General features: G+C 63.6%; 29 protein-coding genes. 11 read left to right on the top strand and 18 right to left on the bottom strand.

The genetic code is table 11. The features are described 5' to 3' along the window. Positions 1-3 precede the first annotated feature (3 nt). From hslO to queE, 4 genes are all read left to right on the top strand, one after another. Positions 4-909: an Hsp33 family molecular chaperone HslO gene (gene hslO / locus BRX37_RS08595; protein WP_004208172.1), complete on the top strand. Its 906-nt coding sequence runs from the start codon at positions 4-6 to the stop codon at positions 907-909. A 126-nt stretch (positions 910-1,035) separates the two neighbouring features. Continuing rightward, entirely contained in the window at positions 1,036-1,443 is a 408-nt protein-coding gene (locus BRX37_RS08590) for a DUF3617 domain-containing protein (protein WP_037507688.1), read from the top strand. A 47-nt stretch (positions 1,444-1,490) separates the two neighbouring features. Continuing rightward, positions 1,491-2,192, top strand: coding sequence for a 7-cyano-7-deazaguanine synthase QueC (gene queC / locus BRX37_RS08585; RefSeq protein WP_125986369.1), 702 nt, complete (start codon positions 1,491-1,493; stop codon positions 2,190-2,192). A 3-nt stretch (positions 2,193-2,195) separates the two neighbouring features. Further along, positions 2,196-2,840 carry a 7-carboxy-7-deazaguanine synthase gene (queE, locus tag BRX37_RS08580; protein WP_037507690.1) on the top strand — a complete coding sequence of 215 codons (645 nt, stop codon included), beginning with the start codon at positions 2,196-2,198 and terminating at the stop codon, positions 2,838-2,840. A 12-nt stretch (positions 2,841-2,852) separates the two neighbouring features. Here the strand turns inward: queE and BRX37_RS08575 are convergent, their stop codons facing one another. The 3 genes from BRX37_RS08575 to lipB form a co-directional block, all read right to left on the bottom strand. Then, positions 2,853-3,548: a hypothetical protein gene (locus tag BRX37_RS08575; protein ID WP_037507691.1), complete on the bottom strand. Its 696-nt coding sequence runs from the start codon at positions 3,546-3,548 to the stop codon at positions 2,853-2,855. A gap of 103 nt (positions 3,549-3,651) precedes the next feature. After that, a complete protein-coding gene (locus BRX37_RS08570) occupies positions 3,652-3,939 on the bottom strand; it encodes a hypothetical protein (protein ID WP_099231386.1) in 288 nt (95 codons plus the stop codon). Between the two features lie 62 nt (positions 3,940-4,001). Continuing rightward, entirely contained in the window at positions 4,002-4,706 is a 705-nt protein-coding gene (lipB, locus tag BRX37_RS08565) for a lipoyl(octanoyl) transferase LipB (RefSeq protein ID WP_125986367.1), read from the bottom strand. A gap of 76 nt (positions 4,707-4,782) precedes the next feature. Between lipB and BRX37_RS08560 the strand changes: the two genes are divergently transcribed. Continuing rightward, positions 4,783-5,577: a DUF7847 domain-containing protein gene (locus BRX37_RS08560; RefSeq protein WP_004208165.1), complete on the top strand. Its 795-nt coding sequence runs from the start codon at positions 4,783-4,785 to the stop codon at positions 5,575-5,577. On the opposite strand, the gene BRX37_RS08555 is transcribed toward BRX37_RS08560, so the two are convergent. Genes BRX37_RS08555 through BRX37_RS08545 form a run of 3 tightly spaced genes read right to left on the bottom strand, consistent with a single transcriptional unit; the run spans position 5,559 to position 7,493 of the window. Then, complete coding sequence (locus BRX37_RS08555) at positions 5,559-6,158, bottom strand: GNAT family N-acetyltransferase (RefSeq protein ID WP_125986365.1); 600 nt, start codon at positions 6,156-6,158, stop codon at positions 5,559-5,561. The genes BRX37_RS08560 and BRX37_RS08555 overlap by 19 nt on opposite strands. A gap of 4 nt (positions 6,159-6,162) precedes the next feature. After that, complete coding sequence (gene hemF, locus BRX37_RS08550; protein WP_125986363.1) at positions 6,163-7,038, bottom strand: oxygen-dependent coproporphyrinogen oxidase; 876 nt, start codon at positions 7,036-7,038, stop codon at positions 6,163-6,165. Next, a complete protein-coding gene (locus BRX37_RS08545) occupies positions 7,035-7,493 on the bottom strand; it encodes a tRNA (cytidine(34)-2'-O)-methyltransferase (protein WP_017502590.1) in 459 nt (152 codons plus the stop codon). Before BRX37_RS08545 ends, hemF begins: the two co-directional genes overlap by 4 nt. Positions 7,494-7,686: 193 nt before the next feature. Here BRX37_RS08545 and petA point away from each other — a divergent pair, with 193 nt between their 5' ends. The 5 genes from petA to BRX37_RS08520 all read left to right on the top strand — a co-directional run bounded on the left by petA (position 7,687) and on the right by BRX37_RS08520 (position 12,202). After that, positions 7,687-8,253 carry a ubiquinol-cytochrome c reductase iron-sulfur subunit gene (gene petA, locus BRX37_RS08540; RefSeq protein ID WP_125986361.1) on the top strand — a complete coding sequence of 189 codons (567 nt, stop codon included), beginning with the start codon at positions 7,687-7,689 and terminating at the stop codon, positions 8,251-8,253. Between the two features lie 11 nt (positions 8,254-8,264). Continuing rightward, a complete protein-coding gene (locus tag BRX37_RS08535; protein WP_125986359.1) occupies positions 8,265-9,557 on the top strand; it encodes a cytochrome b in 1,293 nt (430 codons plus the stop codon). Positions 9,558-9,571: 14 nt separating this feature from the next. Next, on the top strand, positions 9,572-10,441 hold the full coding sequence (locus BRX37_RS08530) for a cytochrome c1 (RefSeq protein WP_097384299.1): 870 nt from the start codon (positions 9,572-9,574) through the stop codon (positions 10,439-10,441). Positions 10,442-10,520: 79 nt separating this feature from the next. Next, entirely contained in the window at positions 10,521-11,057 is a 537-nt protein-coding gene (locus BRX37_RS08525) for an adenine phosphoribosyltransferase (RefSeq protein WP_017502592.1), read from the top strand. A 71-nt stretch (positions 11,058-11,128) separates the two neighbouring features. Beyond that, positions 11,129-12,202 carry an endonuclease/exonuclease/phosphatase family protein gene (locus BRX37_RS08520; RefSeq protein ID WP_125986357.1) on the top strand — a complete coding sequence of 358 codons (1,074 nt, stop codon included), beginning with the start codon at positions 11,129-11,131 and terminating at the stop codon, positions 12,200-12,202. Here BRX37_RS08520 and BRX37_RS08515 read toward each other — a convergent pair. From BRX37_RS08515 to BRX37_RS08490, 6 genes are all read right to left on the bottom strand, one after another. Further along, complete coding sequence (locus BRX37_RS08515; protein WP_125986355.1) at positions 12,199-12,813, bottom strand: 5'-methylthioadenosine/S-adenosylhomocysteine nucleosidase; 615 nt, start codon at positions 12,811-12,813, stop codon at positions 12,199-12,201. The genes BRX37_RS08520 and BRX37_RS08515 overlap by 4 nt on opposite strands. A gap of 293 nt (positions 12,814-13,106) precedes the next feature. Next, a complete protein-coding gene (locus BRX37_RS08510) occupies positions 13,107-14,114 on the bottom strand; it encodes a ParA family protein (RefSeq protein ID WP_125986353.1) in 1,008 nt (335 codons plus the stop codon). A 128-nt stretch (positions 14,115-14,242) separates the two neighbouring features. Then, entirely contained in the window at positions 14,243-14,875 is a 633-nt protein-coding gene (locus tag BRX37_RS08505) for a glycosyl hydrolase 108 family protein (RefSeq protein WP_125986351.1), read from the bottom strand. Next, on the bottom strand, positions 14,865-15,098 hold the full coding sequence (locus BRX37_RS08500; protein ID WP_125986349.1) for a DUF7940 domain-containing protein: 234 nt from the start codon (positions 15,096-15,098) through the stop codon (positions 14,865-14,867). The genes BRX37_RS08505 and BRX37_RS08500 overlap by 11 nt, the downstream gene beginning before the upstream one ends. Positions 15,099-15,156: 58 nt before the next feature. Further along, positions 15,157-15,594: a hypothetical protein gene (locus BRX37_RS08495; protein WP_125986347.1), complete on the bottom strand. Its 438-nt coding sequence runs from the start codon at positions 15,592-15,594 to the stop codon at positions 15,157-15,159. A gap of 3 nt (positions 15,595-15,597) precedes the next feature. Then, positions 15,598-15,900: a hypothetical protein gene (locus BRX37_RS08490; protein ID WP_318276640.1), complete on the bottom strand. Its 303-nt coding sequence runs from the start codon at positions 15,898-15,900 to the stop codon at positions 15,598-15,600. A 52-nt stretch (positions 15,901-15,952) separates the two neighbouring features. On the opposite strand from BRX37_RS08490, the gene BRX37_RS08485 reads away from it, so the two are divergent. Further along, positions 15,953-16,237, top strand: a complete 285-nt coding sequence (locus BRX37_RS08485; RefSeq protein WP_125986343.1) for a hypothetical protein — start codon at positions 15,953-15,955, stop codon at positions 16,235-16,237. A gap of 4 nt (positions 16,238-16,241) precedes the next feature. On the opposite strand, the gene BRX37_RS08480 is transcribed toward BRX37_RS08485, so the two are convergent. Genes BRX37_RS08480 through BRX37_RS08455 form a run of 6 tightly spaced genes read right to left on the bottom strand, consistent with a single transcriptional unit; the run spans position 16,242 to position 26,013 of the window. Next, positions 16,242-16,799 (bottom strand): hypothetical protein, encoded by a 558-nt coding sequence (locus BRX37_RS08480; RefSeq protein ID WP_125986341.1) that lies wholly within the window; start codon positions 16,797-16,799, stop codon positions 16,242-16,244. Positions 16,800-16,813: 14 nt separating this feature from the next. Next, positions 16,814-17,800 (bottom strand): hypothetical protein, encoded by a 987-nt coding sequence (locus BRX37_RS08475; protein WP_164522436.1) that lies wholly within the window; start codon positions 17,798-17,800, stop codon positions 16,814-16,816. Between the two features lie 17 nt (positions 17,801-17,817). Further along, positions 17,818-23,154 carry a beta strand repeat-containing protein gene (locus BRX37_RS08470; RefSeq protein WP_125986336.1) on the bottom strand — a complete coding sequence of 1,779 codons (5,337 nt, stop codon included), beginning with the start codon at positions 23,152-23,154 and terminating at the stop codon, positions 17,818-17,820. Next, a complete protein-coding gene (locus BRX37_RS08465) occupies positions 23,151-23,954 on the bottom strand; it encodes a discoidin/SUN/FTP domain-containing protein (RefSeq protein ID WP_125986334.1) in 804 nt (267 codons plus the stop codon). Before BRX37_RS08465 ends, BRX37_RS08470 begins: the two co-directional genes overlap by 4 nt. After that, positions 23,951-24,310, bottom strand: a complete 360-nt coding sequence (locus BRX37_RS08460) for a hypothetical protein (RefSeq protein ID WP_122927931.1) — start codon at positions 24,308-24,310, stop codon at positions 23,951-23,953. The genes BRX37_RS08465 and BRX37_RS08460 overlap by 4 nt, the downstream gene beginning before the upstream one ends. Beyond that, positions 24,310-26,013 (bottom strand): hypothetical protein, encoded by a 1,704-nt coding sequence (locus tag BRX37_RS08455; RefSeq protein WP_164522435.1) that lies wholly within the window; start codon positions 26,011-26,013, stop codon positions 24,310-24,312. Before BRX37_RS08455 ends, BRX37_RS08460 begins: the two co-directional genes overlap by 1 nt. Positions 26,014-26,036 lie beyond the last annotated feature (23 nt).

Raw genomic sequence — 26,036 nt, 5'->3', positions numbered from 1 at the left:
ATCGTGACCAGTAGCAATGTCGATCAGGCCCTTGGCTTCACCATCCCCTCGCGCCATGTGCGTGGCCGTTTCGTTCGGCTGGGGCCGGTGCTGGACCAGGTGCTGTCTGCCCATGCCTATCCCCCGGCGATCGAGCGGGTGCTGGCGTCCTCGCTGGTGCTGGGCGCGCTGCTCGGTAGCCTGCTCAAGGATGCCGGCGGCCAGTTGACCCTGCAGGCGCAGACCGAAAATGGCGTCGTCAGCCTGCTGGTGGCCGATTACAAGGGCGGCGAACTGCGCGGCTATGCCAAGTTCGATGCCGAACGGCTGGCGGAAATCGGCAGCGATCCGACCCTGTTCGGCCTGTTCGGCAAGGGCTATCTGGCGATCACCTTCGACCAGGCGGCGACCGGCGAGCGCTATCAGGGCATCGTGCCGCTGGACGGATCGTCGCTGGCCGAGGCGGCGGAGCATTATTTCTTCCAGTCCGAACAGATACCCAGCATCGTCCAGATCGCGACCCGGCATGAGCCGGGCGAAGGCTGCGTCGCGGCGGGCCTGCTGCTGCAGCATCTGCCCGAGGGCGAAGTGGGACGCGAGCGTCTGCATGTGCGCCACGACCATCCCGAATGGGAACATGTGCAGGCGCTGGCCGGTACGCTACGCGACGAGGAACTGACCGATCTCGACCTGCCGCTGACCGACATCGCCTGGCGCCTGTTCCATGAAGAAGAGGAAGTGCGCGTCACCGAGACGACGGCGCTCGCCAAGGGCTGTCGCTGTGACCTTGCCCATATTCGCGATGTGATCGGCCGCTTCCCGGCGGACGAACGGGTGGCGATGGCGGACGAGAAAGGCATTATCGGCGTCGATTGCGCCTTCTGCTCGCGTCTGTTCCCGCTCGCGCTGGACAGTTTCGTTACCCATTGAAAGCCGGCGCGGGGCAATTGCGGCACGGCCGTTCGCCCCGCGCTATCAAATTGCCGCAATTGCGCGGCACAACAGGATGAAGCATGGCGCCGCTCCCCGGCGCCGATGACAAGGTCTGGACGCAAGATGGCAAGGCTGGGGCTGCAGGCGCTGGGCGCCGCGGCGGCAATGATGATGGCAAGCTGGGCCGGGGCGGCGAACGCGCCGCAACTGGCTGCGCTCGCCAAGCTGGAAACGGGCGAATGGGAATTGCGTCTGCGCGATGATCCCACCGCGCCGCCCCGCCGCCTGTGCGTGACGATGCCGCATCAGTTGCTGGAGCCGGCCAATGCTGGCCCCGGCTGCAAGCCGTTCGTGGTCAGCGACGCGCCTGCTGCCGCCACCGTGACCTTCGATTGCGGTGCGGCTGGCAATGCGCGCACCGACCTGCGCGTCGAAACGCCGCGCCTCATCCAGATACGATCGCAGGGGATCAGCGACGGCGCGCCCTTTTCCAACATGGTCGAAGGGCGCCATGTCGGGGCATGCCGCTGACCGGCGGCCCCCTTGCACTGCAACATAACGAGGTCTAGCGCAGCATCATGGTCGCACAGAATGGAAAATTCGCCGTCGTCCTGCTTTCGGGCGGGCTGGATTCAATGGTCGCGGGCGGGCTCGCGCGTGAAGCGGGCTATCGCGTCCTGGCGCTGACGATCGATTATAATCAGCGCCATCGCGTCGAACTGCGCGCCGCGGCCAAGATCGCGACGGCGCTCAATGCCATGTCGCACATCGTGCTGCCGCTCGACCTCACGGCCTTTGGCGGGTCGGCGCTGACCGCCGACATCGAAGTGCCCAAGGGCGGCGTGGGCGACGAAATCCCTGTCACCTATGTGCCTGCGCGCAACACCATCTTCCTGTCGCTGACGCTGGGCCTGGCCGAAGTCGCTTCGGCCAGCGACATCTATATCGGTGTCAATGCGCTCGACTATTCGGGCTATCCCGACTGCCGTCCCGAATTTATCGACGCGTTCCAGAAGATGGCGACGCTGGCGACCAAGGCGGGGGTCGAGGGCCATCCGATCCGCATCAACACGCCGCTGCAGTTCATGACCAAGGCGGACATCGTGCGGGAGGCGCATCGGCTGGGCCTGGATGCGGGGCTCAGCTGGTCCTGCTATGATCCGACGCCTGACAACAAGCATTGCGGCCTGTGCGACAGTTGCCGCCTGCGCTCGAAGGGCTTCGAGGAAGCAGGGCTGCCCGATCCCACCGTCTATGCGACGCGTCCCGGAAAGGCCTGACACATGACCTATGCGGTCAAGGAAATGTTCCTGACCCTGCAGGGCGAAGGCGTGCAGGCGGGGCGGCGCGCGGTATTTCTGCGCTTTGCCGGCTGCAACCTGTGGAGCGGGCGCGAGCAGGACCGGCGCGATGCCGTATGCCGCTTCTGCGATACCGATTTCGTCGGCACCGACGGTGATGGCGGCGGCAAGTTCGCGACCGCCGACGCGCTCGCCGATGCGGCATTCGCTTTCTGGGGCGAGGGGGAAGGCCCCTATATCGTCCTGACCGGTGGCGAGCCGATGTTGCAGGTCGACGATGCGCTGATCGACGCGCTCCATGCCCGTGGCTTCACCATCGCGATCGAAAGCAACGGCACCTTGCCGGCGCATCCGGGCATCGACTGGGTCTGCATCAGCCCCAAGGCGGGCAGCGACGTGGTCCAAGTGAAGGGCAATGAGCTGAAGCTGGTCTGGCCGCAGCCCGATGGCGGCCACAGCCTGGCCGATGTCGAGGCGATGGAGGGCTGGGGCTTCGACCATCTGCTGGTCCAGCCGCTCGACGATGCCCATGCCGTGGACAATGCCCGCGCGGCCATCGATCTGGTGATGGCCCGGCCGCGCTGGCGGTTGACGGTGCAGGCCCATAAATATCTGGGCCTGCGTTAAGTCTCCGTCAGATCAGGGCTGGACGCCCGCCTTCTGGTTCCACTGCTGGTGGCATTCGGGCAGCAATACGCCCTTCTTCCAGCATTTGGCGTCGAGCGAGGGCAAAGCGAGCTGATAGTTCCAGCCCGGATCGCCATAATATTGCTCGCCGGCATGGACGAGCGACTTCTTGATCGAGGCCAGGCCCTGGCGCGCGACGACGTTGAGCTGGCCGCGATCAGCGAAGATCGCCTGGCGACCGACCGCCGCCGCCGCCTGGCAGAAGCCGCGCTGCGCCTGGACCGTCGAATAGCCCGAATAGATGCGGGTATTATACATGTCGGACGCCGACTGGCCGGGCTTGCCCTTGCCCTTGGTGCGCTGGAAATAGCTGAGCAGCGTCGCCTGCGCTGCGTCAAGTTCGGCGTCATGATGGGCGATCATGGCGTTGTAGTTGCTGACCGACAGCAGGGTCGGTTCGAACTGGCACTGCAGCGCGGCGACGTTGATCGCGGCGCGCAGGTTCCAGGTGAGGCCGGCCTTGATCTCGTCGGCCGTGGCGCCGGGCAGGCCCAGCGCGGTGGCGGCGGCTTCGTCGGTCAGGGCCGGGGCCGACATGTCGGGCGGCGACCAGAAGAATTGCGCGGCAGCCGGCTGCGCGACGGCGAGCGACGCGGCAGCGATCGTCAGGGCGGCAAAGGCCTGGCGCGAGCGAAAACGGAACGTCATTGAATAAACCCTCTCAGCCGGGGTCTTGACGGCGCGAACGCCCAATTCCCCCATAACGGCATCGACTATAGCGCGGCTGTATCGGAAGTGAACGGCAAAAGCCTCACTGATCCGACACGACTTCCTCATCATTGGCGGGGGCGGCTGCATTGTCCGCCTTGGCCGGGGCAGCGGTCTTTGGTTCGGTGCGGTTTTCCGGCAGGGCCAGGCTGGTGCCCTCGCTCTGGACGCCGTCCAGATCGGTCATGGCGTCGGTGGCGGTGCCATCGACCACTTCCATATCCTTCATCTGCACCGTGTTGCCGCTCTTTTCGCCGCCACCGCCGCAGCCTGCCAGCGGCATGCAGCCGATCAACAGGGCGGCAGTCATCATCCTTGCGTCAAGGCGCATCCGGGTCTCCATAACATGGCTCAACATGCCCGGCGGCCCCCCACCTGGCGAAGTGGCGGACCCTAGCGGGCGGTCCCGCATTGCTCAAGTCCCGTGCCGTCGCCCGATCCGCAGCGCCGCAGCCGGCCGAGAAAGGCAGGGAAATGCGCCTTGAGCGCGGCATCAAGGGCTTCCATCGAGGCATTGCCGCCCAGTGCGGCGATGCTGGTCACGGGAAACTCGCTGATCCCGCACGGCACGATGCCGCCAAAATGGGACAGGTCGGGATCGACGTTGATCGAAAAGCCGTGCAGCGTCACCCAGCGACGGACGCGAATGCCCAGCGCACCGATCTTTGCCTCGCGCCCCTGCGTGTCGTCGGTCCAGATGCCGATGCGCCCTTCGGCGCGGCGGGCGGCAATGCCCAGATCGGCGAGCGCGTCGATCATCCAGCCTTCGAGATGATGGACGAAATTGCGCACATCCTTGCCGCGTTCGCGCAGGTCGATGTTGAGATAGCCGATGCGCTGGCCCGGCCCATGATAGGTGTAGCGGCCGCCGCGTCCGGCATCATGGACGGGAAAGCGCGGGTCGATCAGTTCGGCCGGATCGGCGCTGGTGCCCGCGGTATAGAGCGGCGGATGCTCCAGCAGCCAGACGCGCTCGCGCGCCTCGCCCTCATAAATGGCGGCGGCGCGCGCCTCCATATCGGCAAGGGCGGTGGGATAGTCGAAGGGGGCGGCATCGCTGCGCCACTCGACGTCAGGAAAGGGCAGGGGATCGGTCATGGCGCTTCCTTGACTTGAGCGGGGCGAGCGATCAAGTCTCGGGCCGCATTTCGCAGGACAGGGGTAGGCATTAGATATGGCGGCAGTCTCGATCGGCAAGGCGTGGGAGGAGGCGGTTGCCTTCGTCGCCCGCGAAGCGTCGCTGCTCTTTCCCGTCGCGCTGCTGTTCCTGGCCCTGCCGGGGTTGATCCTGCAGGAAATGACGCCGCCGCAACTGGCCGAATGGATGGCCAATCCCCAGCGCACCGGCCTGCCCGACATACCGCCGGGCTTTGCGCTGGCGATGCTGCTGGGCGTTGTCATCATCTGGTTCGGATCGCTGACGCTGTTCGCCCTCGCGCTGCGGCCGGGCATCAGCGTTGGGGAGGCGTTGCGCCTCGGCTTCGCGCGACTGCCTGTGCTGCTGGGCACAGCCTTGCTCGCCATGTTCCTGATCGGCGGGCTGATGCTGGCCGCGATTTTGGTCGCCGTCCTGGCCAGCCTGGTCTCGGAGTCCGTGGGTACCAGCATCGGCGCCATCCTCGGCGCCTTTGTCGGTGGGGCCACCATCTTCGCCAGCGTCCGGCTGATGCTGCTCAATCCGGCGGTGATCGACGGCAATCAGGGGGTGGTGCCCTCGCTGCGCCATGCCTGGGCGCTGACGCGGGGCTGTTTCTGGCGGCTGCTGGGCTTCATCATCCTGATCACCCTGCTGTCGGGCATTGCCAGCATGGCGGCGCAGACGATCTTTGGTGCGCTCGCTGGCCTTGCCGCCGGGCCGGAGGCCGCCCGGCTGGTGGGCGGCGTCGCGTCGGCGGCGGTATCGACCGTGATCCAGGTCTATATGCTGGTGATGCTGGCCCGCATCTATCGTCAGGCGTCGGCCGGCTGACCGAACATCGGGATCTGCGGCGCTGCTTCGGGCGGCAGCAGGCCCAGCAGGCGCGGATCGGCGAAGGTCTCGATCTCCCGGCCATAGGGGGTGAAGCCCGACTTGATGTAGAAGCCGAGCGCCGCCGGGCTGTCGAGCGTGCAGGTATGGACCCAGAAGCGCTCCACCCCCTTGCGCCAGGCGAGTGACTTGGCCTGCGCCATCAGCCATTTGCCAAGGCCCTTGCCGTTGAGCGAGGGCACCAGCCCGAAAAAGGCCAGCTCGCATTGTGACGGGCTGCGGAAATCCAGCTCCAGCAGGCCGACCTCCACCCCGCGCGGATCGGTGACGGCATAAACCTCGACCAAGGGATCATGCAGAATGGCCGCGAGCTGATCGTCCGGCATCACCAGCCGCGAGAACCACAGCCATGGCTCGCCCACGCGGCGGAACAGGGCGCGATAGGCGGCAAGGTCCGGCGTCTTCCACGGCACCAGCCGCAGCGGCGCGGGCGGGATCGGCGCGGGCCTGGGCCGCTCGCGCATTTCCAGATGGGTGACGATGGTCGCGATCTCGCGCGGATCGACCGGGGTCAGCGCCATCGGGTCAGCTCCAGCTCGCCATCGGCGGCAGGCTCATCAGGATCGCGTCGATATTGCCGCCGGTCTTGAGCCCGAACAGGGTGCCGCGGTCATGAACCAGGTTGAATTCGGCATAGCGGCCGCGCCATTCCAGCATCGTGCGATACTCTTCCTCGCCCCACGCCTCGTTCATCCGCCGCCGCACGATCGGCGGGAAGGCCGCCAGGAAAGCATCGCCGACATCACGGGTGAAGGTGAAATTGGCGTCGAACGCGGCATCGTCCGCGCATTCGAGATGATCGTAGAAGATGCCGCCGACGCCGCGATGCACGCCGCGATGGGGGATGAAGAAATAGTCGTCGGCCCAAGCCTTGAAGCGCGGATAATAGGCCGGATCATGGGCGTCGCAGGCGGCCTGCAACACCGCATGGAAATCCGCCGTATCCTCGTCGCGCGGCAGGGGCGGATTGAGGTCTGCGCCGCCGCCGAACCAGGTCTTGGTGGTGTTGAGGAAGCGGGTGTTCATGTGGACGGCCGGCACATGCGGGTTCGCCATATGCGCGACCAGGCTGATGCCGGTGGCGAAAAAGGCCGGATTGTCGGCCGCGCCATGGATGGTCTGGGCAAAGCCGGGGGCAAGATCGCCGGTCACGGTGGAGATGTTGACGCCCACCTTCTCGAAGACCTTGCCCTTCATCACGCCGCGCACGCCGCCGCCGCCTTCGCCGGGAGCAACGCCTTCGGTCTCGCGATCCCAGGGCGTGTAGCTGAAGCTGGCGTCGCTGCCGGCTTCGCGCTCAATCGCCTCGAACTCCGCGCAGATCCGGTCGCGCAGCGATTCGAACCAGATACGGGCCGCCTGCTGCTGCGGGTTCAGGGGAAAGCGGATGTCAGGCGTCATGCGGGGAAGCTCCCGGTCTGGCGAAGGGCCTCGGCAACGGCGATGCCGGTGGAAACGGCGATGTTGAGCGAACGGAAGCCCGGTGCCATCGGAATGCGCACGCGAATATCGGCCAGATCGCGGACATGATCGGGCACGCCCGCGCTTTCCGATCCCATCAGCAAGACATCGTCACTGCGAAATGTCACATCGGGCAGTCGTTCCGACGCGTGGCTGCTCATCAGCAGCAGGCGGCGGCCGGCGGCCCGTCTTTCCGCGTCGAACGCCTCGAAATTGGCGTGGCGCACGACTTGCGCCGCTGCGCCATAATCCATTGCCGCGCGCTTCAGCCGGGCATCGGAAAAGGCGAATCCGGTCGGCATGATGATGTCGACGGGCACGGCAAAACAGGCGGCGAGGCGCAGGATGGCGCCGACATTGCCGGCGATTTCGGGCTGGTAGAGAGCGATACGCATGGCTGTCGCATAATGCAGCGCGGCGATTTGTCATAGTCTGGATGACTTTGCGGTTGGCAAAGCCCTGACAGTCCGGTTATCAGACCTTTGACCCACGCCGGGGGGAGGCGGGGTATACCCTAACTCCCTTGATAATCAGGATCACTCAAGGCATTCCGGCGTGAATAGGGAAGTCTTGCAAGGGTAGAGGTGCATGGCGAACTCAGAACAAGTTGACGGGCAGGGTCTATCCGGCGAAGACGGAGTGCGTCGCCGTGATTTCATCAATATCGCTGCGGTGAGCTTCGCAGGGGTGGGCGCCGTCGGCGTCATTCTCCCGCTCATCGATCAGATGAACCCCAGCGCCGACGTATTGGCGCTCGCATCGACCGAGGTCGATCTTTCCGCGATCCAGCCGGGCCAGGCGATCAAGACCACCTTCCGGTCGCAGCCGCTGTTCGTTCGCCAGCTCACCGAAAAGGAAATTGCCGAGGCCGACAAGGTCGACCCGTCCACGCTGCGCGATCCGCAGACGCTGGAGGAGCGGACGGTCGACGGCAAGAAGCAGTGGCTGATCACCATGGGCGTCTGCACCCATCTGGGCTGTGTGCCGCTGGGCGCGGGCGAGGGCGAAAATCGCGGCGAATTCGGCGGTTATTTCTGCCCCTGCCACGGTTCGTCCTATGACACGGCCGCCCGCATCCGTAAGGGGCCTGCCCCCAAGAATCTGGAAGTGCCGAAGTATAGCTTCACTTCCGACACTGCCATTCTTGTGGGTTGAGGGGGACCGTCATGAGCTTTCCATGGGCTGAACATTATACCCCCAAGCATCCGCTGATGCAGTGGGTCGACGAGAAGCTGCCGCTGCCGCGCCTCGTCTACAATGCCGTCGGTGCCGGCTATCCGGTGCCGCGCAATCTCAATTATTTCTGGAATTTCGGTGTCCTCGCTGGCCTGGCGCTGCTGATCCAGATCGTCACCGGCGTGGTCATGGCGATGCATTATGGCGCCAACACGCTGGTCGCCTTCGGCACCGTCGAACAGACGATGCGCGACGTGAATGCGGGCTGGCTGATGCGCTATGCCCATGCCAACGGCGCCAGCTTCTTCTTCATCGTCGTCTATTTGCACATCTTCCGCGGCCTCTATTTCGGTAGCTACAAGGCGCCGCGCGAGATGGTCTGGCTGCTCGGCCTCGTCATCTTCCTGCTGATGATGGCGACCGCCTTCATGGGCTATGTCCTGCCCTGGGGGCAGATGAGCTATTGGGGGGCCAAGGTCATTACCGGCCTGTTCGGCGCGATCCCGGTGGTGGGCGAGCCGATCCAGGCCTGGCTGCTGGGCGGCTTCGCCCCCGGCAATGCCTCGCTGAACCGCTTCTTCTCGCTCCACTTCCTGCTGCCCTTCGTGATCGCGGCGGTGGTGATTCTGCATATCTGGGCGCTGCATATTCCCGGTTCCTCCAACCCGACCGGTGTCGAGGTGAAGGGCCCCCAGGATACCGTGCCTTTCCATCCCTATTACACCGCGAAGGACGGTTTCGGGGCGGGCGTCTTCCTGATCCTGTTCGCGATCCTGCTCTTCTTCGCGCCCAATTATCTGGGCCATCCGGACAATTATATCGAGGCGAACCCGCTTTCGACCCCGGCGCATATCGTGCCTGAATGGTATTTCTGGCCTTTCTACGCGATCCTGCGCGCCTTCACCGTCGACTTCTTCTTCGTGCCGGCCAAGCTGCTGGGCGTGCTGGCGATGTTCGCATCGATCCTGCTGCTCTTCTTCCTGCCCTGGCTCGACACCTCGCCGGTGCGCTCGGGCAGCTATCGTCCGACCTTCAAGACGTTCTTCTGGATCCTGGTGCTCGACGTGCTGATCCTGGGTTATTGCGGCGGTGCGCCGGCGGAAGAACCCTATGTGATGATCAGCCAGGTCGCCGCGGCCTATTATTTCGCGCATTTCCTGATCATCCTGCCGATGATCGCGCGCTTCGAAAAGCCGCTGCCGTTGCCCAATTCGATCACCGAGGCGGTGCTGGCCAAATATGCCAAGGCTGACGGCGAACCCGCCGCAGTCCCGGCCGAATAAGGGGGAAGACAAGCATGGTACGCATCGGCGCATTCCTTGTCGGCCTCTTCTTCGCCGGCTGGCTGCTCATCTCCTTCCTCGTGGGTGCCTATTCCTATGTGGTGGAGCCTCCGGCCAAGACGGTGGAACATGAATTCCACCTGGCCCCCAAGCATGTCTCCTTCTCGTTCGACGGGCCGCTGGGCCGCTATGACAATCAGCAGCTCCAGCGTGGCTTCCAGGTGTTCAAGGAGGTCTGTTCGGCCTGCCACAGCCTTAAGTTCGTCGCCTTCCGTGACCTCGCCGGCATTGGCTATAACGAGGCGGAGATCAAGGCGATCGCCAAGAACTGGGCGATCAAGACCCCCAGCGTCGATCCGGCGACGGGTGAGGCCTCGACCCGCGACGGCATCCCGGCCGATTATTTCCCGTCCCCCTTCGCGAACAACGTCGCGGCGGCGGCGGCGAACAATAATGCGATCCCGCCGGATCTGTCGCTGATGACCAAGGCGCGCCATCATGGCTCGGCCTATGTCTATTCGCTGCTGTCTGGCTTCACGGATCAGGCTGGCTACAAGAACGCAAAGGGCAAGGAATTGCTCAAGGAGTTCCCGGATGCCAAGACGCCGGAAGGGCTGCACTTCAACCCCTATTTCGCCAACCTGAACCTTGCCATGGCGCCGCCGCTGTCGGCCGATGGCCAGGTGACCTATGGCGACGGCACCAAGCCGACCATCGATCAGATGTCGCAGGACGTGGCCGCCTTCCTCACCTGGACGGCCGAGCCGAAGCTGGAAAATCGCCGGCGCGCGGGCGTGGCGACGATCCTCTTCCTGCTGATCGCCACGGGCCTTGCCTATATGGCCTATCAGAATATCTGGGCGGACAAGAAGAAGGCGGCCTGACCGCGCGTCGCCTGATGGCATGAAAGAATGGGGCGCGTTCCTTGTCGGGAGCGCGCCCTTTCCCTATGGGGCTTCAACCATGAGCATCGACAGTCTGACCGCGCTGGTCCGCACCATCCCCGACTTCCCCAAGCCGGGCATCCAGTTCCGCGACATCACGACCCTGCTGGCCGATGGGCCGGGTCTGGCCGAACTGATCGACCAGATGGCGAAGGTGGCAGGACCGCTCGACCCCGACCTGATCGTCGGCGTGGAGGCGCGCGGCTTCATCCTGGGCGCGGCGCTGGCGCTGAAGCTGGGCAAGGGTTTCGTGCCCGTCCGCAAGAAGGGCAAGCTGCCGGGCAAGACAGTCGGCATCGACTATGTGCTGGAATATGGCACCGACCGGCTGGAACTGCATGAAGGACAGGTGCCGCAGGACGCGCGCGTGCTGCTGGTCGACGATCTGATCGCCACCGGCGGGACGGCGCAGGCGGCGGCCCGGTTGCTGCGCGAGCAGGGCGCGCAGGTGCTGATGGCGCTGTTCGCGATCGACCTGCCGGATCTGGGCGGGCTTGCCGCGCTGGAGCAGGACGGTGTCCCCTCGCGCGCGATCCTGTTGTTCGAGGGCGACTGATCCGGTCCAGGCGCCGGTTGTCGCGGGCGCCCTTTCGCGCCATGATACGCCGATCCGATGACGAGGAGCATATGGCCGCTACTTCCCGCTTCCTCCGCCGGTTCGGTGCCTGTGTGGCGCCGCTGCTGCTATCGGCCTGTGCGACGCCGGCACCCTATCGCGAATTGTCCTGTAGCGCGGCAGTCGCGCCTGCGCTCGCCGCCCCGGATGCGCAGCGGATCACCACCACCCTGTCGGTGCTGACCTATAATATTGAGGGGCTGGGCTGGCCGGCACGCAGCGGGCGTGGGCCGTCCCTTGACCAGATAGCGGAGCGACTGGCCGCCATGCGCGCGGCGGGGACGGCGCCCGATGTGGTGCTGTTCCAGGAAATGTTCAGCGGATCGGCGAAGCAGGCGGTGGCCGATACCGGCTATCCGGCGATCGCCGCCGGCCCGCATCGCACGACCCGCGCGCGCGGGTCGACCAAGGACAAGCTGCCGGGCAAGTCGCATATCGACCGGGGCGAGATCGGCATTCATTTTTCCGGCAGCGGCCTCGCGGTCGCCTCGCGCTATCCGATCCTCCTGACGCAGAAGCGCGCCTATGGCCGCAAATCCTGTGCGGGCCTGGATTGCCTGTCGAACAAGGGGATCGTGCTGGCCCGCATCGCCATGCCCGGCGTGCCGACGCCGATCGACATCTATGACACCCACATGAACTCGCGCGGGGCTTCTCGCGCGCCCGGACCGCGCAATCTCGCCGCGCATGAGCGGCAGGCGCTCGAAGCCTCGGCCTTCATCGATGCCAGCCATGACGACGCCTATCCGCTGATCTTCGGTGGCGATTTCAACATGCGCCATTCCGAACCGCGCTGGGAGAATTTCTCTCGCTATCAGGCGCTCAACCTGGTCCATCGCGTCTGCGCCGATGCCGCGTCAGGCTGCGATGTACGCATGTCCTGGGATGGCGACGAACCCTGGATGGACACGCAGGATCTGCAATTTTTCTGGCCGGGTGATCGGGTCTCGGTTCGCCCGATCCGGGTGGAGGCGATGTTCGATGGCGGGCCGAGCGGGCCGGAACTGTCCGACCATGACGGTTTCCTCGTCACCTATGAACTGTCCTGGCCGCGCGGCGCCGCGCGCCAGCCGGGCGGCTGTTAAAGCGCCTCGCCGAGGGCATCGACGGCCACTGCCAGCTTTTCGTCGATCAGCGAGAGCAACTGCGTCCAGCCGAGCATGTCGTTCAGCTCGCCCGGCCCATCGGAAATGCCGCGCAACCCCATCAGCGGCACGCCGAAGCGCTGGCAGGCGCGGGCGATCGCAAAAGTTTCCATGTCGACCATGTCGGCGTCGATCGCCGCATATTCCTCGCCGCCCACGACATTGGCACCGGTCGACAGGCGCAGGGCGCGGATTTCGAGCGGCGTGACCAGCGGAATATCGACCGGATGGTCGATCAGCGGTGTCACCCCCTTGGTGAAGCCCAGACGAGAGGCATCCATGTCGCGCCAGGAGACGCTGGCGACCTGATAGACCTCCCCCAGCATGCCGACGCGCGATCCGGCGGAGCCGAGCGACACGACCAGATCGGGCAGGGTGCCCGCCTGCGCCATCCGGTCGAGCGTCACGGCCATGGCCAGTGCCGCCTCGACCGGGCCGACGCCGGTCATCAGCGGGGTGATCCGGGCTTGCAGCTGCGGGCCATATTCGGCGTCGATCGCCATCACGAACAGCACCCGCCGTCCGCCCATCATCCCACATGTCGCCATCATCTGCTGGTCTCCGTCTCGCTGCTGCGCGTCATAGCCGGAAAAGCGCAAAAAATAAGGCCTCGGAAATCCGGAGACTTCCAAGGCCTTATCATGGTGGGCGTGGCAAGGATTGAACTTGCGACCCCTGCGATGTCAACACAGGGAATAGGTTAGGAAATGGCGAAAATCCGTCATTACGATGCTTCGGCTAACGCAAAAAAGGCATGAACAAACCATGAAAATGGACGAGTTTCACCGGAGTGACACCGGAGCGTTTTACCAGTGCGGCGCCCCAATTTAGGCTATGAAGAGGTTCAAAAATCCGGATCAATGACCTGTTCCAGCGTCGCCACAATATCTTCAAAATGTTCAACGCTTTCGCGAGCCTTGGTGATGTGGGCACCCTTCAAGCCGTCAGAGCCGTTGCAATAGAAGATGGGTTTTTTGGCATCCATAGAATATGGGATGAGACTATGCAGGTTCGGTATCTGACCTAGCTTGTAATCATCAACACTATCCCACTCGATCACCTGACCGATCGGTTTCAGCTTCGCCACGATGTTGTTCATGATGGCGGGCACCAACTCGTTGCCGTAAATTTGCCAGCCTGCCGTCATGCCTTCCGGGTTCGAGCGCACATTGTGCTGCTGGATGACGTAGCCGAGATAGGTGGGGCTGCCGTTGGGAATGCTGATGTCATTCCCATGCCAAGCTTGGTTTACTTGATCCCAATCCTTCCTCCATGCCACCAGCTTATTGCCGAGGTTTTCGGTTCCCTGGATAGAAAACAGGTCAGGGGCAACGGGGGTGATGAAGTACGTAGACGAGGCAAGCACCGCACGATTTAGCGCGCCGAGGTTCGGTCCAAGGTCCATCAGGACGATATCGGCGCCGACCTTATCGGCCGCAGTCTCGATGTAACGGTGGATCGCGGATTGGGCGCGCACATCCGACTCACTGCCGCCTTTCGCAGAGTTCCATGTGTCGCCCAGCCGGTCTTCGAAGTCGCTAAGCCGCAAGTCGCCGGGAATGATGAAGAGGTCGCCTTTAGCGTGTAGGACGCGGGACGGCGCTCGATCGCGAATGTCTCCCAGTGCCCGGAATACAGGTTCGATATTGCGGAAGATACTATTGCCGTTGGGGCTCCAAGCGCGGCGGATCTCGGTATCGCTCAAGCTATACGCCGTGAGATTGCATTGGCTGTCACAGTCAACCATCAAGACCTTATTGCCGCGCTCAGCAAGCATATGAGCAACATGATACATATAGGTCGTCTTGCCAACGCCGCCCTTGTTATTGAAAATACTAATGATCGTCGTCATGAGAACCTCCTGCTGAGCCAATCGCCTAATGCAGGACGCGGGACTGCGCCACAGTTAACAAATTTATCTGCACGTTTGCAGCCTACCACTGGCCTTCCAACCAGTTCGAAATCCAGCGACGAGCCCCATCAGCGTTCTGCTTGACACTTGGCACGATCGACGTTGCCGATGCGCCGATTAACCCAACCGCGATAGAAAACTTTGAGTCGCGGATTGACGCGGACCAGGCGGTCATATTCAGCCTTCTGCCGGCCATCCATCTGGTCGAGCATCATCAGGCAAAAGCTGACCCGGCCGATGATGCGCTGACAGGATCGGAACTCGCCTTGGGTGCCGGCGCCTACGCGTGCGTCGACTTTCAGCCTGGACGACGGGCATAGCGCGTTGACCGATTGCTGCAGCCAAGCGGAGGGCCGCGCCGGCCCGAAGTTCACAGCCGAATTGACAAGCTCTTCGCCAACCGCAGGCGATGCGGCGATGATGGGCAGGTAACCCGGCCGCTTCATAAAGCGTTCGAAATAGACCTTGTCCGAACAGATCGGTGTGTCTGCATCGCATTGCTTGGGAAAGGCGATCATCGCCCCTTTGTATCCCTCTTCTCGCGCGACAGACTTGGTCACGCCGCGTTGCGTTTCCCCGCCGGGGTCGGCCGGATGGTTCACATAGCCGCCCTCATCATGATAAATGCCGGCAAGGATGATAGCGACGGCGGCGCCCAGCGCGGTGCCGGTGCCGCCGAAGACGATCTTCTTATTTGCCATCGTCGCGCCCCTGCTGAAGGTTCCGCGCGATCGTCACGACGACGAACACGGCGACCGGCGCGATCGGCGGCACCACGTCACGCAAGTCGGGCGGCAGGCTGTTGAGGACAGTCCAAAGCAAATCCGGCGATGCCAGAAGATAGGCCCAGACGATCGTGGCAAGTGCGCTCAGCCGCACACTCCACCAGCGCCATACCCGGCGCCATTGGGTGATTTTCTGCATTCTGTGCTCCATGAAAAAGGGCGCCAAAGGCGCCCTGTCAGCTTGGTAGTGCGGTGGATCAGACCAGTTCGGCTTCGCCGCCCGGTTCGTCGATCATCGACAGGAGCGCCCCCATGTCGATCGGCAGGCCCGGATCGAGCGGGAACGCGCGGTCGAGCATGGATTGCGCCTGCGCCAGTTTCGGATTGTCCGGCTCCAGCCGGCGCAGCGGTTCGGCCACCAGTTCGAATGCTCGCCGCAGCACCCTGTTTTCGAGGGCCAGCCGGCGCAGCTGGGTTTCGATATGCTGCCGATATTGCCGGTCGCGTTCGTCCTGATCCTTTTCCTTTCTGGCAAGTTCATCGTGCCAGACCTGAAGCTTGGCGGCGCGGGATTGCGCCCGAGCATCCTTCCAGTTGAGTAGCCAGGCCGTGCCTTTGCCCAAGGCATAGAGCACGGCCACAGCCCCGGCGATAATTCCCCCTGCCTCGCCGGCGGCCGAGCCCGGATCAGACATGTGTCAGGCGGCTACCTGCGCGTCGACAATCGCCTGCACGCGCGCCACTTCGCCGTCGAAGAAGTTGGTCACGTTGCGGACGGTCGTGATGACGTTGGTGGTCTGGCTGTGCGGCGATCCCATCTCGCCGGACGGCGCCAGCTGCGGCAGCAGCGCTTCGAGATCGACGGCCAGCGTGGCGACCTTGCCGGACTTCAGCGCGGCCTGAATAGCCTTGAGGCCTTCGAGGTTGGCGATGGAGATCTGGCGATCGATTTCATTGCGCTGGGCCAGCAGCTCAGCGGGCGTGGGACTCGACGTGGTCATGTGCATACTCCTGGCATTATGGTAGGCTGCCCCGCCAACGACGGAGCACGATATGACCGACGAACCCGCCGGCCCGGTTGAAAAGATGAAGCAGTGGGCGGAAACCGTTCCGCCGAAAGATGGCCCGATCCCTGATGGGGATTTAACCTCGCATCTTGGCGCCCAGCGCGTTGTCGCCATCCTCATCGACGACAAGGGCCGGGCTTATCATATCAGTAATCTGGACTTGAATGGCGCCACGTTAGGCCGTTTTGAGCAACCTCGCAGCGCCATCATCGAGTTAATGGACGCCTATAACGTGCAGGACGGGCCCGATTGGTCGGCGGTGAAGGACTGATCGATCAGGCCGCTTTCGCACGCTTTTTGCGCGAGGCGGTCTCGTCTTCTGCGACAATTTCATTGCCATCGTCATCATATTCCACGCTGCCATCATCGTCCGACGCATCTGCATTGAAGATGTCGAACAGATCAGCGGCGCTTTCCTCGACAAAGAAGGCCACCGGGCCGTTCGGGCTATGCAGATTGGTCTGGAGGATCGTCGCATCCTCGCGCGAGATTTCCTTGCCCGTGGGCTTGTCGTCTTCCCGAAGAACGCGCTCGCTCTCGATCGCATGAACGAAAGCGCCGCGCTGCATCGAGACCTTGGTGCCACCCAGGCCCCTGAGCACGACGCGGTCACCGCTGTTGCCACCGGCTTTGTTGAGGATGAAGCCCAGGCTTTCGCGCAGCAGAGCGGTCTGCGCCTGGCCCGACATGATGACCCAGGCGAAAGTCTTGGCTTCAGGGTTCTTCTTACGCTCATGGGGTTCAAGCGTGCGCAGGATACCGGCGGCGATAGCGTCGGCCGGCAACAGGATGGCCTTGCCGCTGGATTGCACGAGTTTCACGAGATTATGCATTCATTGTCTCCTTTTCAAAGATTGGTTACGTCGATCACCATGATGGTCGCGGGCGCCCGGTCGAACGTCATCATCGTGTCCCAGCCATTATGGCTGTATCGCGCGCGGGTGATGTCGCCGCCGCTGATGGCCCAGCCGCCCGCCAGCGTGGTCACCTGCGTGCCGATGATGACGCCGCTGTCGTTCTCGATCGTCTCGACGCTCTGAAAGTAATAGGGCCGCGGCGTTGCAAGGATCGCGTAGCTGCGCCCTGATGCAAAATTCTGCGTCGCAGGGAAGTTGCTGACACCCGGATTGAACGGGGCGACAATCGCGAGCGGCGGATATTTGCTAGACACCAGCACATTTTCCGCCGCGTCATAAATCTCGAAAATCCAGCCCGTGGATTTGGCCGTGGGCGTCTTGTCGTAAATGTACCAGTCTACCGTCCAGCTGCCGCTTTCCGGGTAGTAGATCCCGATCGTGAAGGTCCAGGTGTTGGTCGAGCTGTTGTAGGCCAGCTGCTCGACCGCCGCGTTGCATCCGTTCGGCTTCACCGCCATCAGCGGATATTGACCGCCAGTGAAGGTGACCGTCTTGGTGGTCCGCCCGGTCCCCGATACCTGACCACGCCCAACCAGCCCCCAGACCGGAAACCGGTCGCCGATCGAATAGGCGTCATTGTCATTGAGCAGCGTGACCTGCCAACCGCTGGGCAAGCTGCTTGTGCCAGCGCCTTGGCCGTAGAAGCCATAGACGATCCTGGTCTGATTAGATGGTGCGGTGGCGCCGATATTGTATCGCACCTTGTTGGCCGTGGTTTCGGTATAGGCCTCGCCGTCGCTCGCGCCAGGCGACCCAAGCTGAGAAAGGATAATCCACGGGACGCAGCGCGGCGGCAGGACCGAGGATAGGTCAATTTCCTGCCATCCGCTGGTCGTTCCCGTCACGGTCAGCGTGCCAAGGATATTGCCGCCGTTGCGGGTCATGTCGAAAATGACCTGTTCCGCGTCATTCCGCATTTCGAAGACATAGGGCATCAGGCGCGATACCCCATGTACATGCGAAGCTTGCCTGCGCCGTCCCGCATCTGGATTGCCTGGTCTTTCCACTCCATTGCGCCAGTGCCGGGGTCTGGATCCTCGAACCGAACAAGGTCAGCGCGGAAAATTATGCTCGAAGCGCTTCCGTTGCTGGCAAGCTTCATGCCCGCCACGCGACCGTTCACATCGATGTCCAGGACATATTGACCGAACAGCGTTGCGACGTTCCCGTTGAGCGTCGTGATCGCCGTCGACTGAGCACTAATGGTCACGCCCTGAGTCGCTACGGTGCTGGAGAGAGAGGCATATTGCGTCGTCAGCGTGGAGAGCGCCTGAAACGACTGAACGATGCCCGCTTCTTCGGTGAAGCGCGCCGGATAATGGCCCGCATTGACCTTGATGCGCCGGAAGTGCTGGTAGCCGGTGACACCTTCCACACCAAGCTGCACATAGAAGCCGTTGGCGTCAGAAGGACAGGCCCCCGTGCCCCAAACCCGCGCCGCCTCGTCGTTGGAAAAGCCGCCCGCATATTTAACCGCCATTGGGCCGACGCTGTGAACATTACCAGCCTGCGTCCAGACGATGCGGGCAAAAACCGCGCCACCGCTAGTGCCACCGCGATCGATATCCGCACTGATCGTATATTGCTGGTTTGGCTGCGCTGGTTGAACCGGCGTGCCCGCGTAGGTGTTGCCTGTTGCATTGACCGACACATATCGCCCCCAGTTGGGATCAAGGGCGGAACTGCTGGTCCAGCCTGCCGGATTGCCCCAATCGGCCATGCCGTTGGCAAAACCGCCTTGTGGCAGGAGATTCGGGGCGCTGGCTGTTACTCGCGTGGTCAGGCTTGCGACATCACCACTGATGGTCGATGTCGCCTGTTGCAGCGTGACGATCGATGCACCCTGTGCGCTGACATTGCTCTCCAGCGACGCAGTGCGTCCAGTCAGGTTCGTAATCGCTGTCGCGTTCTGGACGATGCTGGCACCCTGTGTCCCGACCGTGGTCGACAGGCCTGCATACTGGGTGTCGAGCGTGCTGATGGCGGTATAGGCCGAGCGGATCGACGCTTCCGAACTGAACGGCGTCCAGGTCGTATAATTCTCGATCTTCGCTTGGCGCAGACCGGCGTTAACAAGCCCGGCGACATTATTCCAGCTTACCTGCAACAGCGCGCTTGAGGCATTAGCCGGCGCGATGCCGCTGGCCGCATTGGTGGCCCGACCCGCATTGCTGTTGTCGAACGAATGCCCGCCCCGGTTGCCACCCAGCGCACGGCCCACTTCGGCGCCGCCGCTATTCAACCACACCAGCGAGGCGATCATCGTGCCTGCCGACGCCTGGAAGATCGTATCGACCGATGCGGTATAGGCGCCGCCCGGATCGACCTGCACCGCCGTGCTGTTGATGAAGAAGTTGGCCGCGCCGGTTGTGACGCGCAGCCATCGCCCGAAGCTGGCCGAATATGCCAGCGACAGCGTGCCCTCGCTCGACCAGTCCAGCGTGCCTGCGTCCAGCCCGCCGGTGCGCAGCAGGTTCGCCGACCCGGCCGTCACCCGCGTGGTCAGGGTTGCAAGGTCGCCGCCGATGGTCGAGGTCGCCTGCTGCAATGTCACGATCGACGCGCCCTGCGCGCTGACACTGCTTTCCAGGGAGGCCGTGCGCCCGTTCAGGCCGCTAATGGCCGTCGCGTTCTGGCTGACCGCGCTTTCGGCCGATCCGACCCGCGTCGTCAACTGCGCCAGGTTGGTGTTCGTCGTGCTGATCGCAGTCGCGTTGATCCCGATATTGGCGTTCGCCGTCGACAGGTCAGTGGTCAACTGGGCGATCTGGCCGCCCTGCGTCGATGTGGCCTGTTGCAGCGTGACGATCGATGCGCCCTGCGCGCTGACATTGCTTTCCAGCGACGCAGTGCGTCCGGTCAGGTTCGTGATCGCTGTCGCGTTCTGGACGATGCTGGCACCCTGTGTCCCGACCGTGGTCGACAGGCCTGCATATTGGGTGTCGAGCGTGCTGATGGCGGTGTAGGCCGATCGGATCGAGGCTTCGGAACTGAAGGGCGTCCAGGTCGAATAATTCTCGATCTTTGCCTGGCGCAGACCCGCGTTGACCAGACCGGCGACATTGTTCCAGCTTACCTGCAACAGCGCGCTTGCCGCATTGGCGGGCGCGATGCCGCTGGCCGCATTGGTGGCCCGACCCGCATTTATGTTGTCGAACGAATGGCCGCCACGGTTGCCACCCAGCGCACGGCCCACTTCGACGCCGCCGCTATTCAACCACACCAGCGAGGCGATCATCGTGCCTGCCGACGCCTGGAAGATCGTATCGACCGATGCTGTATAAGCGCCGCCCGGATCGACCTGCACCGCCGTGCTGTTGATGAAGAAGTTGGCCGCACCGCTGGTGACCCGCAGCCATCGCCCGAAGCTGGCCGAATATGCCAGCGACAGCGTGCCCTCGCTCGACCAGTCCAGCGTGCCTGCGTCCAGCCCGCCGGTGCGCAGCAGGTTTGCCGACCCGGCCGTCACCCGCGTGGTCAGGGTTGCAAGGTCGCCGCCGATGGTCGAGGTCGCCTGCTGCAATGTCGCGATCGACGCGCCCTGCGTGCTGACACTGCTCTCCAGCGAAGCGGTGCGCCCGTTCAGGCCGCTGATGGCCGTCGCGTTCTGGCTGACCGCGCTTTCGGCCGATCCGACCCGCGTCGTCAACTGCGCCAGGTTGGTGTTCGTCGTGCTGATCGCAGTCGCGTTGATCCCGATATTGGCGTTCGCCGTCGACAGGTCAGTGGTCAACTGGGCGATCTGGCCGCCCTGCGTCGATGTGGCCTGTTGCAGCGTGACGATCGATGCGCCCTGCGCGCTGACATTGCTTTCCAGCGACGCAGTGCGTCCAGTCAGGTTCGTAATCGCTGTCGCGTTCTGGACGATGCTGGCACCCTGTGTCCCGACCGTGGTCGACAGGCCTGCATATTGGGTGTCGAGCGTGCTGATGGCGGTATAGGCCGAGCGGATCGACGCTTCCGAACTGAACGGCGTCCATGTCGAATAATTCTCGATCTTCGCCTGGCGCAGACCGGCGTTGACCAGCCCGGCCACATTGTTCCAGCTTACCTGCAACAGCGCCCCAGCGGCATTGGCGGGCGCGATGCCGCTGGCCGCATTGGTCGCCCGACCCGCATTACTGTTGTCGAACGAATGTCCACCCCGGTTGCCCGCCCAAACGCGCCCGACTTCGGCGCCGCCGCTGTTCAGCCAAACCAGCGAGGCAATCATCGTGCCCGCCGACGCCTGGAAGATCGTATCGACCGATGCGGTATAAGCGCCGCCCGGATCGACCTGTACAGACAAGCTGTTGATGAAGAAATTGGCCGCCCCGCTGGTGACACGCAGCCATCGCCCGAAGCTGGCGGAGTATTCCAATGATAGGACGCCGTTGGTGGCCCAGTCCAGCGTGCCTGCGTCCAGCCCGCCGGTGCGCAGCAGGTTTGCCGACCCGGCCGTCACCCGCGTGGTCAGGGTTGCAAGGTCGCCGCCGATGCTGGAGGTCGCCTGCTGCAATGTCGCGATCGACGCGCCCTGCGTGCTGACATTGCTCTCCAGCGAGGCGATAGCGCCGCCCGCAGCCAGAATGTCAGCTTTCAGACCATCGACATCGATGGCGACGGTTCCGACCTGAGAGGACAAAGCCACAAGGTCAGCAGCGATCGTACCAACATTATCCGTAAGGGCAGACACATCGGTCGCGACCGCACCCACCTCTAGAACAAGTTCACCGACGCTGGCACTGACCGATCCGATCTGGTCGGCAAGAGCGCCAATGTCAGCCGCAACACTTCCCTCGATCGCCGCAATCTGCGCCTGGGCAGCGGCGATATTGGTCTGGGCGGTAGCAGTGTCGGCAGCGAGCTGGTCGAATTCATCCCGCTCTTCGTCGTTCATGCCATCGGTTGCGCCCGGCTCTGCGGGCTTCAATTCCTCGACCGGCGTTCCATCTTCATAGGTGATGTTGCCGGCGGTGATGGCGTCGGACAGGCGGAACCAGTTCGGGTTATTGTCCGCCGGGGCCGCCCCCTTCGCGGGCGTGGTGCCGACAAACAGCCATTGCGAGCCATTCGGCAGCGTGACCATGTCGCCTTCACGATAGGTTTCGTCAGGGTCATAGGGGCCACGCGGGTTCAGCGGCGCGCTGAATGCGATGTCGTTTAGTCCATGGACCTGCCAGGTGGTGGCCGCACCTTGGGCAATTTTCCAGTAAGGGGCGCTGGTTTCGATCTGCTGGACATCGGCCACGGGCGGCAGACTGCTGCCATCGGCCGCGATCGTCATGTTGGCAGCGCCAATGCCGATCGCCGACAGGCGCAATACGCCCAGCCAATCGACATAGGCGACGGCGTTGACGGACATGGCGATGCGCTGGATCAGCTCGCGCGCGGTGGTCTGGGCATTCACGACGATAGAGAGCGGCCAGGGGCGAGCGGCATTCAGTGCGGCCACGTCCGCTGCCGACAGTCGGGCGGCGCCACCCGCGATCGTCGCGATACGGCGGATGATATCGCCGGGCAGACGGCTCCAGCCGCCCACGGCATCGCCCTGAAGGTGGAAGGACAGCAGGCCTTCGGGCGGCGCGCCAAATTTGACGAAGCCCTGCGCCCGGCACGTCGCCCACTGCCCACGCGTCACCGCGCCGCTCTTGAGGGCCGCGAAGCTCGCTGCATTGGCCGAAGGAGCGCCAAATCGGTTCAGTCGCTCAAAGGCCACTTCAAACCCGTTGAGCGTCCCATAGCCGGACAGCTGATAGATATTGTCGACGGCATCGACCAAAGTGGCCGGGACGAAGCGCGGCGCGCCAAGCGCCAGCGTCTTGACCTGCCCCTCCAGATCGGCGCCGCCTTCCGCCCCGCCGGTGCCGGCATAGGTCGCCAGCATCGGCTGATCCAGCCAGCTATCATCCGCGCCGAAGCTGATCGACATGGCGCCGCCGTCGACAGAAGGCTGTTCCTTCACGCGGCCGTCGAATGTCAGCACGAAGCTTGAGAATGCGTCGCCCAGCTCGCCGCCCCAGATGCGGATACGCGCGTCGTGGATAGCCAGGCGAGGAAGAGACGGGATCGCCTCGATATTCGCTTCCAGCGTGCCGGACGGCGACGTGATCGAGCCGCCATCAAAGCTGCCGTCGAAGAAATCATAGCGCAGCGTCGGCAGCTTCGCGATCACGGGCCACCAGGTCTGCCCGTCGAGATGGCACAGCCGGTCATCGTCATGGCTGGCCATGCGCAGCGTGGTGGCGGTGGCGCCGTCATAGGCGTCAATCTGGATCAGCCACGCCTTCATGCGTTCAGTCCGATCAGGCTGGCGCGCCATTCAAAGCCGCCGGGCTTCGCCCAGACCGTGCCCAGATCGCCGACAAGCGGGCCGAACCAGATGCGGTTCTGTCGCTGCGCATCATCGTCGGGATCGGTGATCAGGGCGACAGGCTCGCTGATGCCGATTTCCTCGATCAGCGGATGCACGACGGCTTCGACCTCATCCTTGTAGACGGCGCCGAAGGTGACGGCGACAGACCGCAGCTTCACGCCGCGACGGCGCAACAGCACCCCGCGAACGGAAAAATCGACATTGCTCATGTCGCGGACACCAAAGGCGGCACCGAACTGGAAATTGCGCTGAAGCTGGATTTTGCGGCCCATGACCAGACGCGCGACCGTCGCGGCGGCATTGGCCAGCCCGGCGATAGTCAGCCGCCAATAGCGCGAAGCCGGCGGCGGCGACGTGGGCGCAAACCAGACCGATCGGCCACGGCCAGACACCGGCATGGCGCTGCCGGCCAGGAAGGGCAGGGCAGCGCCCGCCCATGATCCGGCCGGGAAGGTCGCGCCCTGCGCCGCCGTGGCCGCCTCCACCTTCAGCGTCCAACTGGACTTGGCGCCGGTGCAGCCTAACAGCAGGATGCTGTCGATCGTGACATTGGCGCCCATGTCGATCGTCAGCGTCTGACTGGCGGCACCCGTGGCGCTTTTCCACACGACGCCCATATGATCATTGCCGACATAGGCAGGGTCGCTACCGGCCGCCGTGGAGCTGGCGCTGGCAGACGAAAAGGCCAGCGGCTTCACGATCACTGCATTGCTCATCCGAAATATTCCACATTGGTTTGTTCGTCTTCCAGATCGACTTCGATCCGGCTGACCATCATGTCGGCATCGACGCCCTGTTCAGTGTCGATCAGCCGATGCGTGGGGATTGCGCCGTCCACGATCAGCAGCATGTCATCGACCTTCACGGTGAAGCGGCGACGCACGGTGCCGATCAGCGCCCGGCGCTGGGCACCGGCCGCTTCTGCATCGGCCCGCAGATCGAAAAAGCCTTCGGCAGGCTGATCGCTGTTGTTCCGGGCGGAAGGAAAGCGCGTCTTGATTGCCGCATCTTCGTTGGACACGACGATCTGTGGCCGCAGGGCTGCGGCGATATCAGCGGGAAGGGCGGGCATCAGTAGTTCCGGGAAGTGCCAGTGAAAGTGGAGCCATCGCTCGCACCCAAAGCCTTCAACAGCGCCTGACTGGCGGCCAGTTGCCTTTCCAGCAACAGCACCATGTTGGACGTGTCGGCGGCCATGCTGGTTGTCGTGGTGGCCGTCGTCTTGGCCGCCGACGCGGTTTCCTGCGCCAGCTGGTCCGATGCGCTGGCAATGGAGCTGACATTCTCGATCGAGGATATCGCAGAACTGGTCGCCGCCTGAATGGCGTCAAAAGCCTCGAAATATTTGGATGTCGACCCGTATAGCTGGCGCTCGATATCCAGCCAGGTCTGGGCCGCATCCAGATAGGCGCTCTGGTCGATCGACTGGCCCTTGCCGATCTTGTCGAGATAGACGGCCAATTCATCATAGGCCGCCTTTTCCTGATCGCGCAGGGACAGCGGCGAAGACGATCCCGCATCCATGGCCTTCAGATAGTCCTTCAGGCTTTGGGCGGCGCTGGCGGTGCTGCTCTTCACCTCTTCCAGCTCCAGATTATAGAGCTGCTGCGCTTCTGCCATCTGCTCAGCGGTGGCAGCGCCTTCTTTCAACGCCGCCCAGGTGTCGTCCCATTTGTCGTTCAGTTGCTCGATCGCGTAACCGACCGGGTCTAGACGCGCCTGCAACGCCTTGGGGATCGCCTCGATCGCGGCCGCTTTCTGGATCGCCTCAGACAGGTCGGCGCCCGAAGTCAGAAGGCGCTTGCTCGCCTCCGATATACCCATGATCGCGCCATCCGACACCGCGTCGGCAATGGCATAGGCAATGGCGCCTTCGACATCGTCGTCAAATTCGACTGCGCCATTCTTCGTCTTCAGCGACGATCCGGTCGGGTTGACGCGATAGTCGCCGTCGCGGATGCCGATCGTGGTGCGGAAGCTTCCGACGCTGCCGCCCAGCTGGTCGGCCAAATCCTTCAGGCCAGACAGCACACTGTCGGCCAGTCCGCTGGCAACGCCATATTGTTTCTTGTCCTTGCCGCCGATCGACACGCTGTCCAGGCCGGTGATGGTGGCGCCCGCCGATCGACTAGGATTGATCAGGTTCGATATCGGGCCGGTCAGCACGCCCAGCGGGCCACCCTTGAAACCGAAAATTTCGCCTATCATGCTGTTGGCCGCCGATGCGATCGCCAGCGGTCCCATGACCGACGCAGCGCCGGCCGCAATCCCGCTGAGACCGCTGGTCGCGCCGAACTGCTTGGCCAGGCCGGCCGCCGCCGCGATCTGCCCCGCATCGCCACCTTCGGCGGCCGCCTGTTGGGCCAGGCCGCTGGCGCGCCCGCCACCGTTGGTCAGCGCCGACAGGATGGCGCTTGCCGGCCCGCCAAAGCCCATGGTGCTGGTGGCCGTGTTCAGCGCCGTCAGAGGATCGAACGGCCGACCGGAGAATTGCGCGATGGTCCATTGCGCCGCCAGCGTCGCCATGACCTCCATGCCTTCGCGTTTGAAATCCCGCCAGATATCGCTGCTATGGCCAGAGAACAGGTCATAATAGAGCCGAGACAAATCCTCGATCGACCGGCGCTGACGTTCGTCCGCTTCCTCGCGCAGGCGGTCAATCTCTTCCTGCGCCTTGCGCTCATTCTCTACACGCGCCTTGGCCTCTGCCGCATCATGCTCACGATTTACAGCAGCGACTTCTCCAGCCTTTGCCATTTCATACAGTTCGCGCATGATCGGCACCATATCCTCACGGA

Source organism: Sphingomonas sp. S-NIH.Pt3_0716 (assembly GCF_003950715.1).
In the GTDB taxonomy this organism is placed as follows: Bacteria; Pseudomonadota; Alphaproteobacteria; order Sphingomonadales; family Sphingomonadaceae; genus Sphingobium; species Sphingobium yanoikuyae_A.
Note: the sequence above shows the minus strand (reverse complement) of the source record. Positions and strands in the feature narration are given on the sequence as shown.

Coding starts and splice junctions, on each gene's coding strand:
- BRX37_RS08480 (WP_125986341.1), bottom strand. CDS start 16,799: ATGCATAATCTCGTGAAACTCGTGCAATCCAGCGGCAAGGCCATCCTG.
- BRX37_RS08505 (WP_125986351.1), bottom strand. CDS start 14,875: ATGGCAAATAAGAAGATCGTCTTCGGCGGCACCGGCACCGCGCTGGGC.
- queC (WP_125986369.1), top strand. CDS start 1,491: ATGGTCGCACAGAATGGAAAATTCGCCGTCGTCCTGCTTTCGGGCGGG.
- hemF (WP_125986363.1), bottom strand. CDS start 7,038: ATGACGCCTGACATCCGCTTTCCCCTGAACCCGCAGCAGCAGGCGGCC.
- queE (WP_037507690.1), top strand. CDS start 2,196: ATGACCTATGCGGTCAAGGAAATGTTCCTGACCCTGCAGGGCGAAGGC.
- BRX37_RS08465 (WP_125986334.1), bottom strand. CDS start 23,954: ATGAGCAATGCAGTGATCGTGAAGCCGCTGGCCTTTTCGTCTGCCAGC.
- BRX37_RS08525 (WP_017502592.1), top strand. CDS start 10,521: ATGAGCATCGACAGTCTGACCGCGCTGGTCCGCACCATCCCCGACTTC.
- BRX37_RS08495 (WP_125986347.1), bottom strand. CDS start 15,594: ATGTCTGATCCGGGCTCGGCCGCCGGCGAGGCAGGGGGAATTATCGCC.
- BRX37_RS08530 (WP_097384299.1), top strand. CDS start 9,572: ATGGTACGCATCGGCGCATTCCTTGTCGGCCTCTTCTTCGCCGGCTGG.
- BRX37_RS08460 (WP_122927931.1), bottom strand. CDS start 24,310: ATGCCCGCCCTTCCCGCTGATATCGCCGCAGCCCTGCGGCCACAGATC.
- BRX37_RS08570 (WP_099231386.1), bottom strand. CDS start 3,939: ATGCGCCTTGACGCAAGGATGATGACTGCCGCCCTGTTGATCGGCTGC.
- BRX37_RS08470 (WP_125986336.1), bottom strand. CDS start 23,154: ATGAAGGCGTGGCTGATCCAGATTGACGCCTATGACGGCGCCACCGCC.
- BRX37_RS08590 (WP_037507688.1), top strand. CDS start 1,036: ATGGCAAGGCTGGGGCTGCAGGCGCTGGGCGCCGCGGCGGCAATGATG.
- BRX37_RS08490 (WP_318276640.1), bottom strand. CDS start 15,900: ATGACCACGTCGAGTCCCACGCCCGCTGAGCTGCTGGCCCAGCGCAAT.
- BRX37_RS08545 (WP_017502590.1), bottom strand. CDS start 7,493: ATGCGTATCGCTCTCTACCAGCCCGAAATCGCCGGCAATGTCGGCGCC.
- BRX37_RS08485 (WP_125986343.1), top strand. CDS start 15,953: ATGACCGACGAACCCGCCGGCCCGGTTGAAAAGATGAAGCAGTGGGCG.
- BRX37_RS08510 (WP_125986353.1), bottom strand. CDS start 14,114: ATGACGACGATCATTAGTATTTTCAATAACAAGGGCGGCGTTGGCAAG.
- BRX37_RS08500 (WP_125986349.1), bottom strand. CDS start 15,098: ATGCAGAAAATCACCCAATGGCGCCGGGTATGGCGCTGGTGGAGTGTG.
- BRX37_RS08475 (WP_164522436.1), bottom strand. CDS start 17,800: ATGCGGAATGACGCGGAACAGGTCATTTTCGACATGACCCGCAACGGC.
- BRX37_RS08555 (WP_125986365.1), bottom strand. CDS start 6,158: ATGGCGCTGACCCCGGTCGATCCGCGCGAGATCGCGACCATCGTCACC.
- BRX37_RS08455 (WP_164522435.1), bottom strand. CDS start 26,013: ATGCGCGAACTGTATGAAATGGCAAAGGCTGGAGAAGTCGCTGCTGTA.
- BRX37_RS08515 (WP_125986355.1), bottom strand. CDS start 12,813: ATGATGGCGACATGTGGGATGATGGGCGGACGGCGGGTGCTGTTCGTG.
- BRX37_RS08520 (WP_125986357.1), top strand. CDS start 11,129: ATGGCCGCTACTTCCCGCTTCCTCCGCCGGTTCGGTGCCTGTGTGGCG.
- BRX37_RS08575 (WP_037507691.1), bottom strand. CDS start 3,548: ATGACGTTCCGTTTTCGCTCGCGCCAGGCCTTTGCCGCCCTGACGATC.
- petA (WP_125986361.1), top strand. CDS start 7,687: ATGGCGAACTCAGAACAAGTTGACGGGCAGGGTCTATCCGGCGAAGAC.
- BRX37_RS08535 (WP_125986359.1), top strand. CDS start 8,265: ATGAGCTTTCCATGGGCTGAACATTATACCCCCAAGCATCCGCTGATG.
- lipB (WP_125986367.1), bottom strand. CDS start 4,706: ATGACCGATCCCCTGCCCTTTCCTGACGTCGAGTGGCGCAGCGATGCC.
- BRX37_RS08560 (WP_004208165.1), top strand. CDS start 4,783: ATGGCGGCAGTCTCGATCGGCAAGGCGTGGGAGGAGGCGGTTGCCTTC.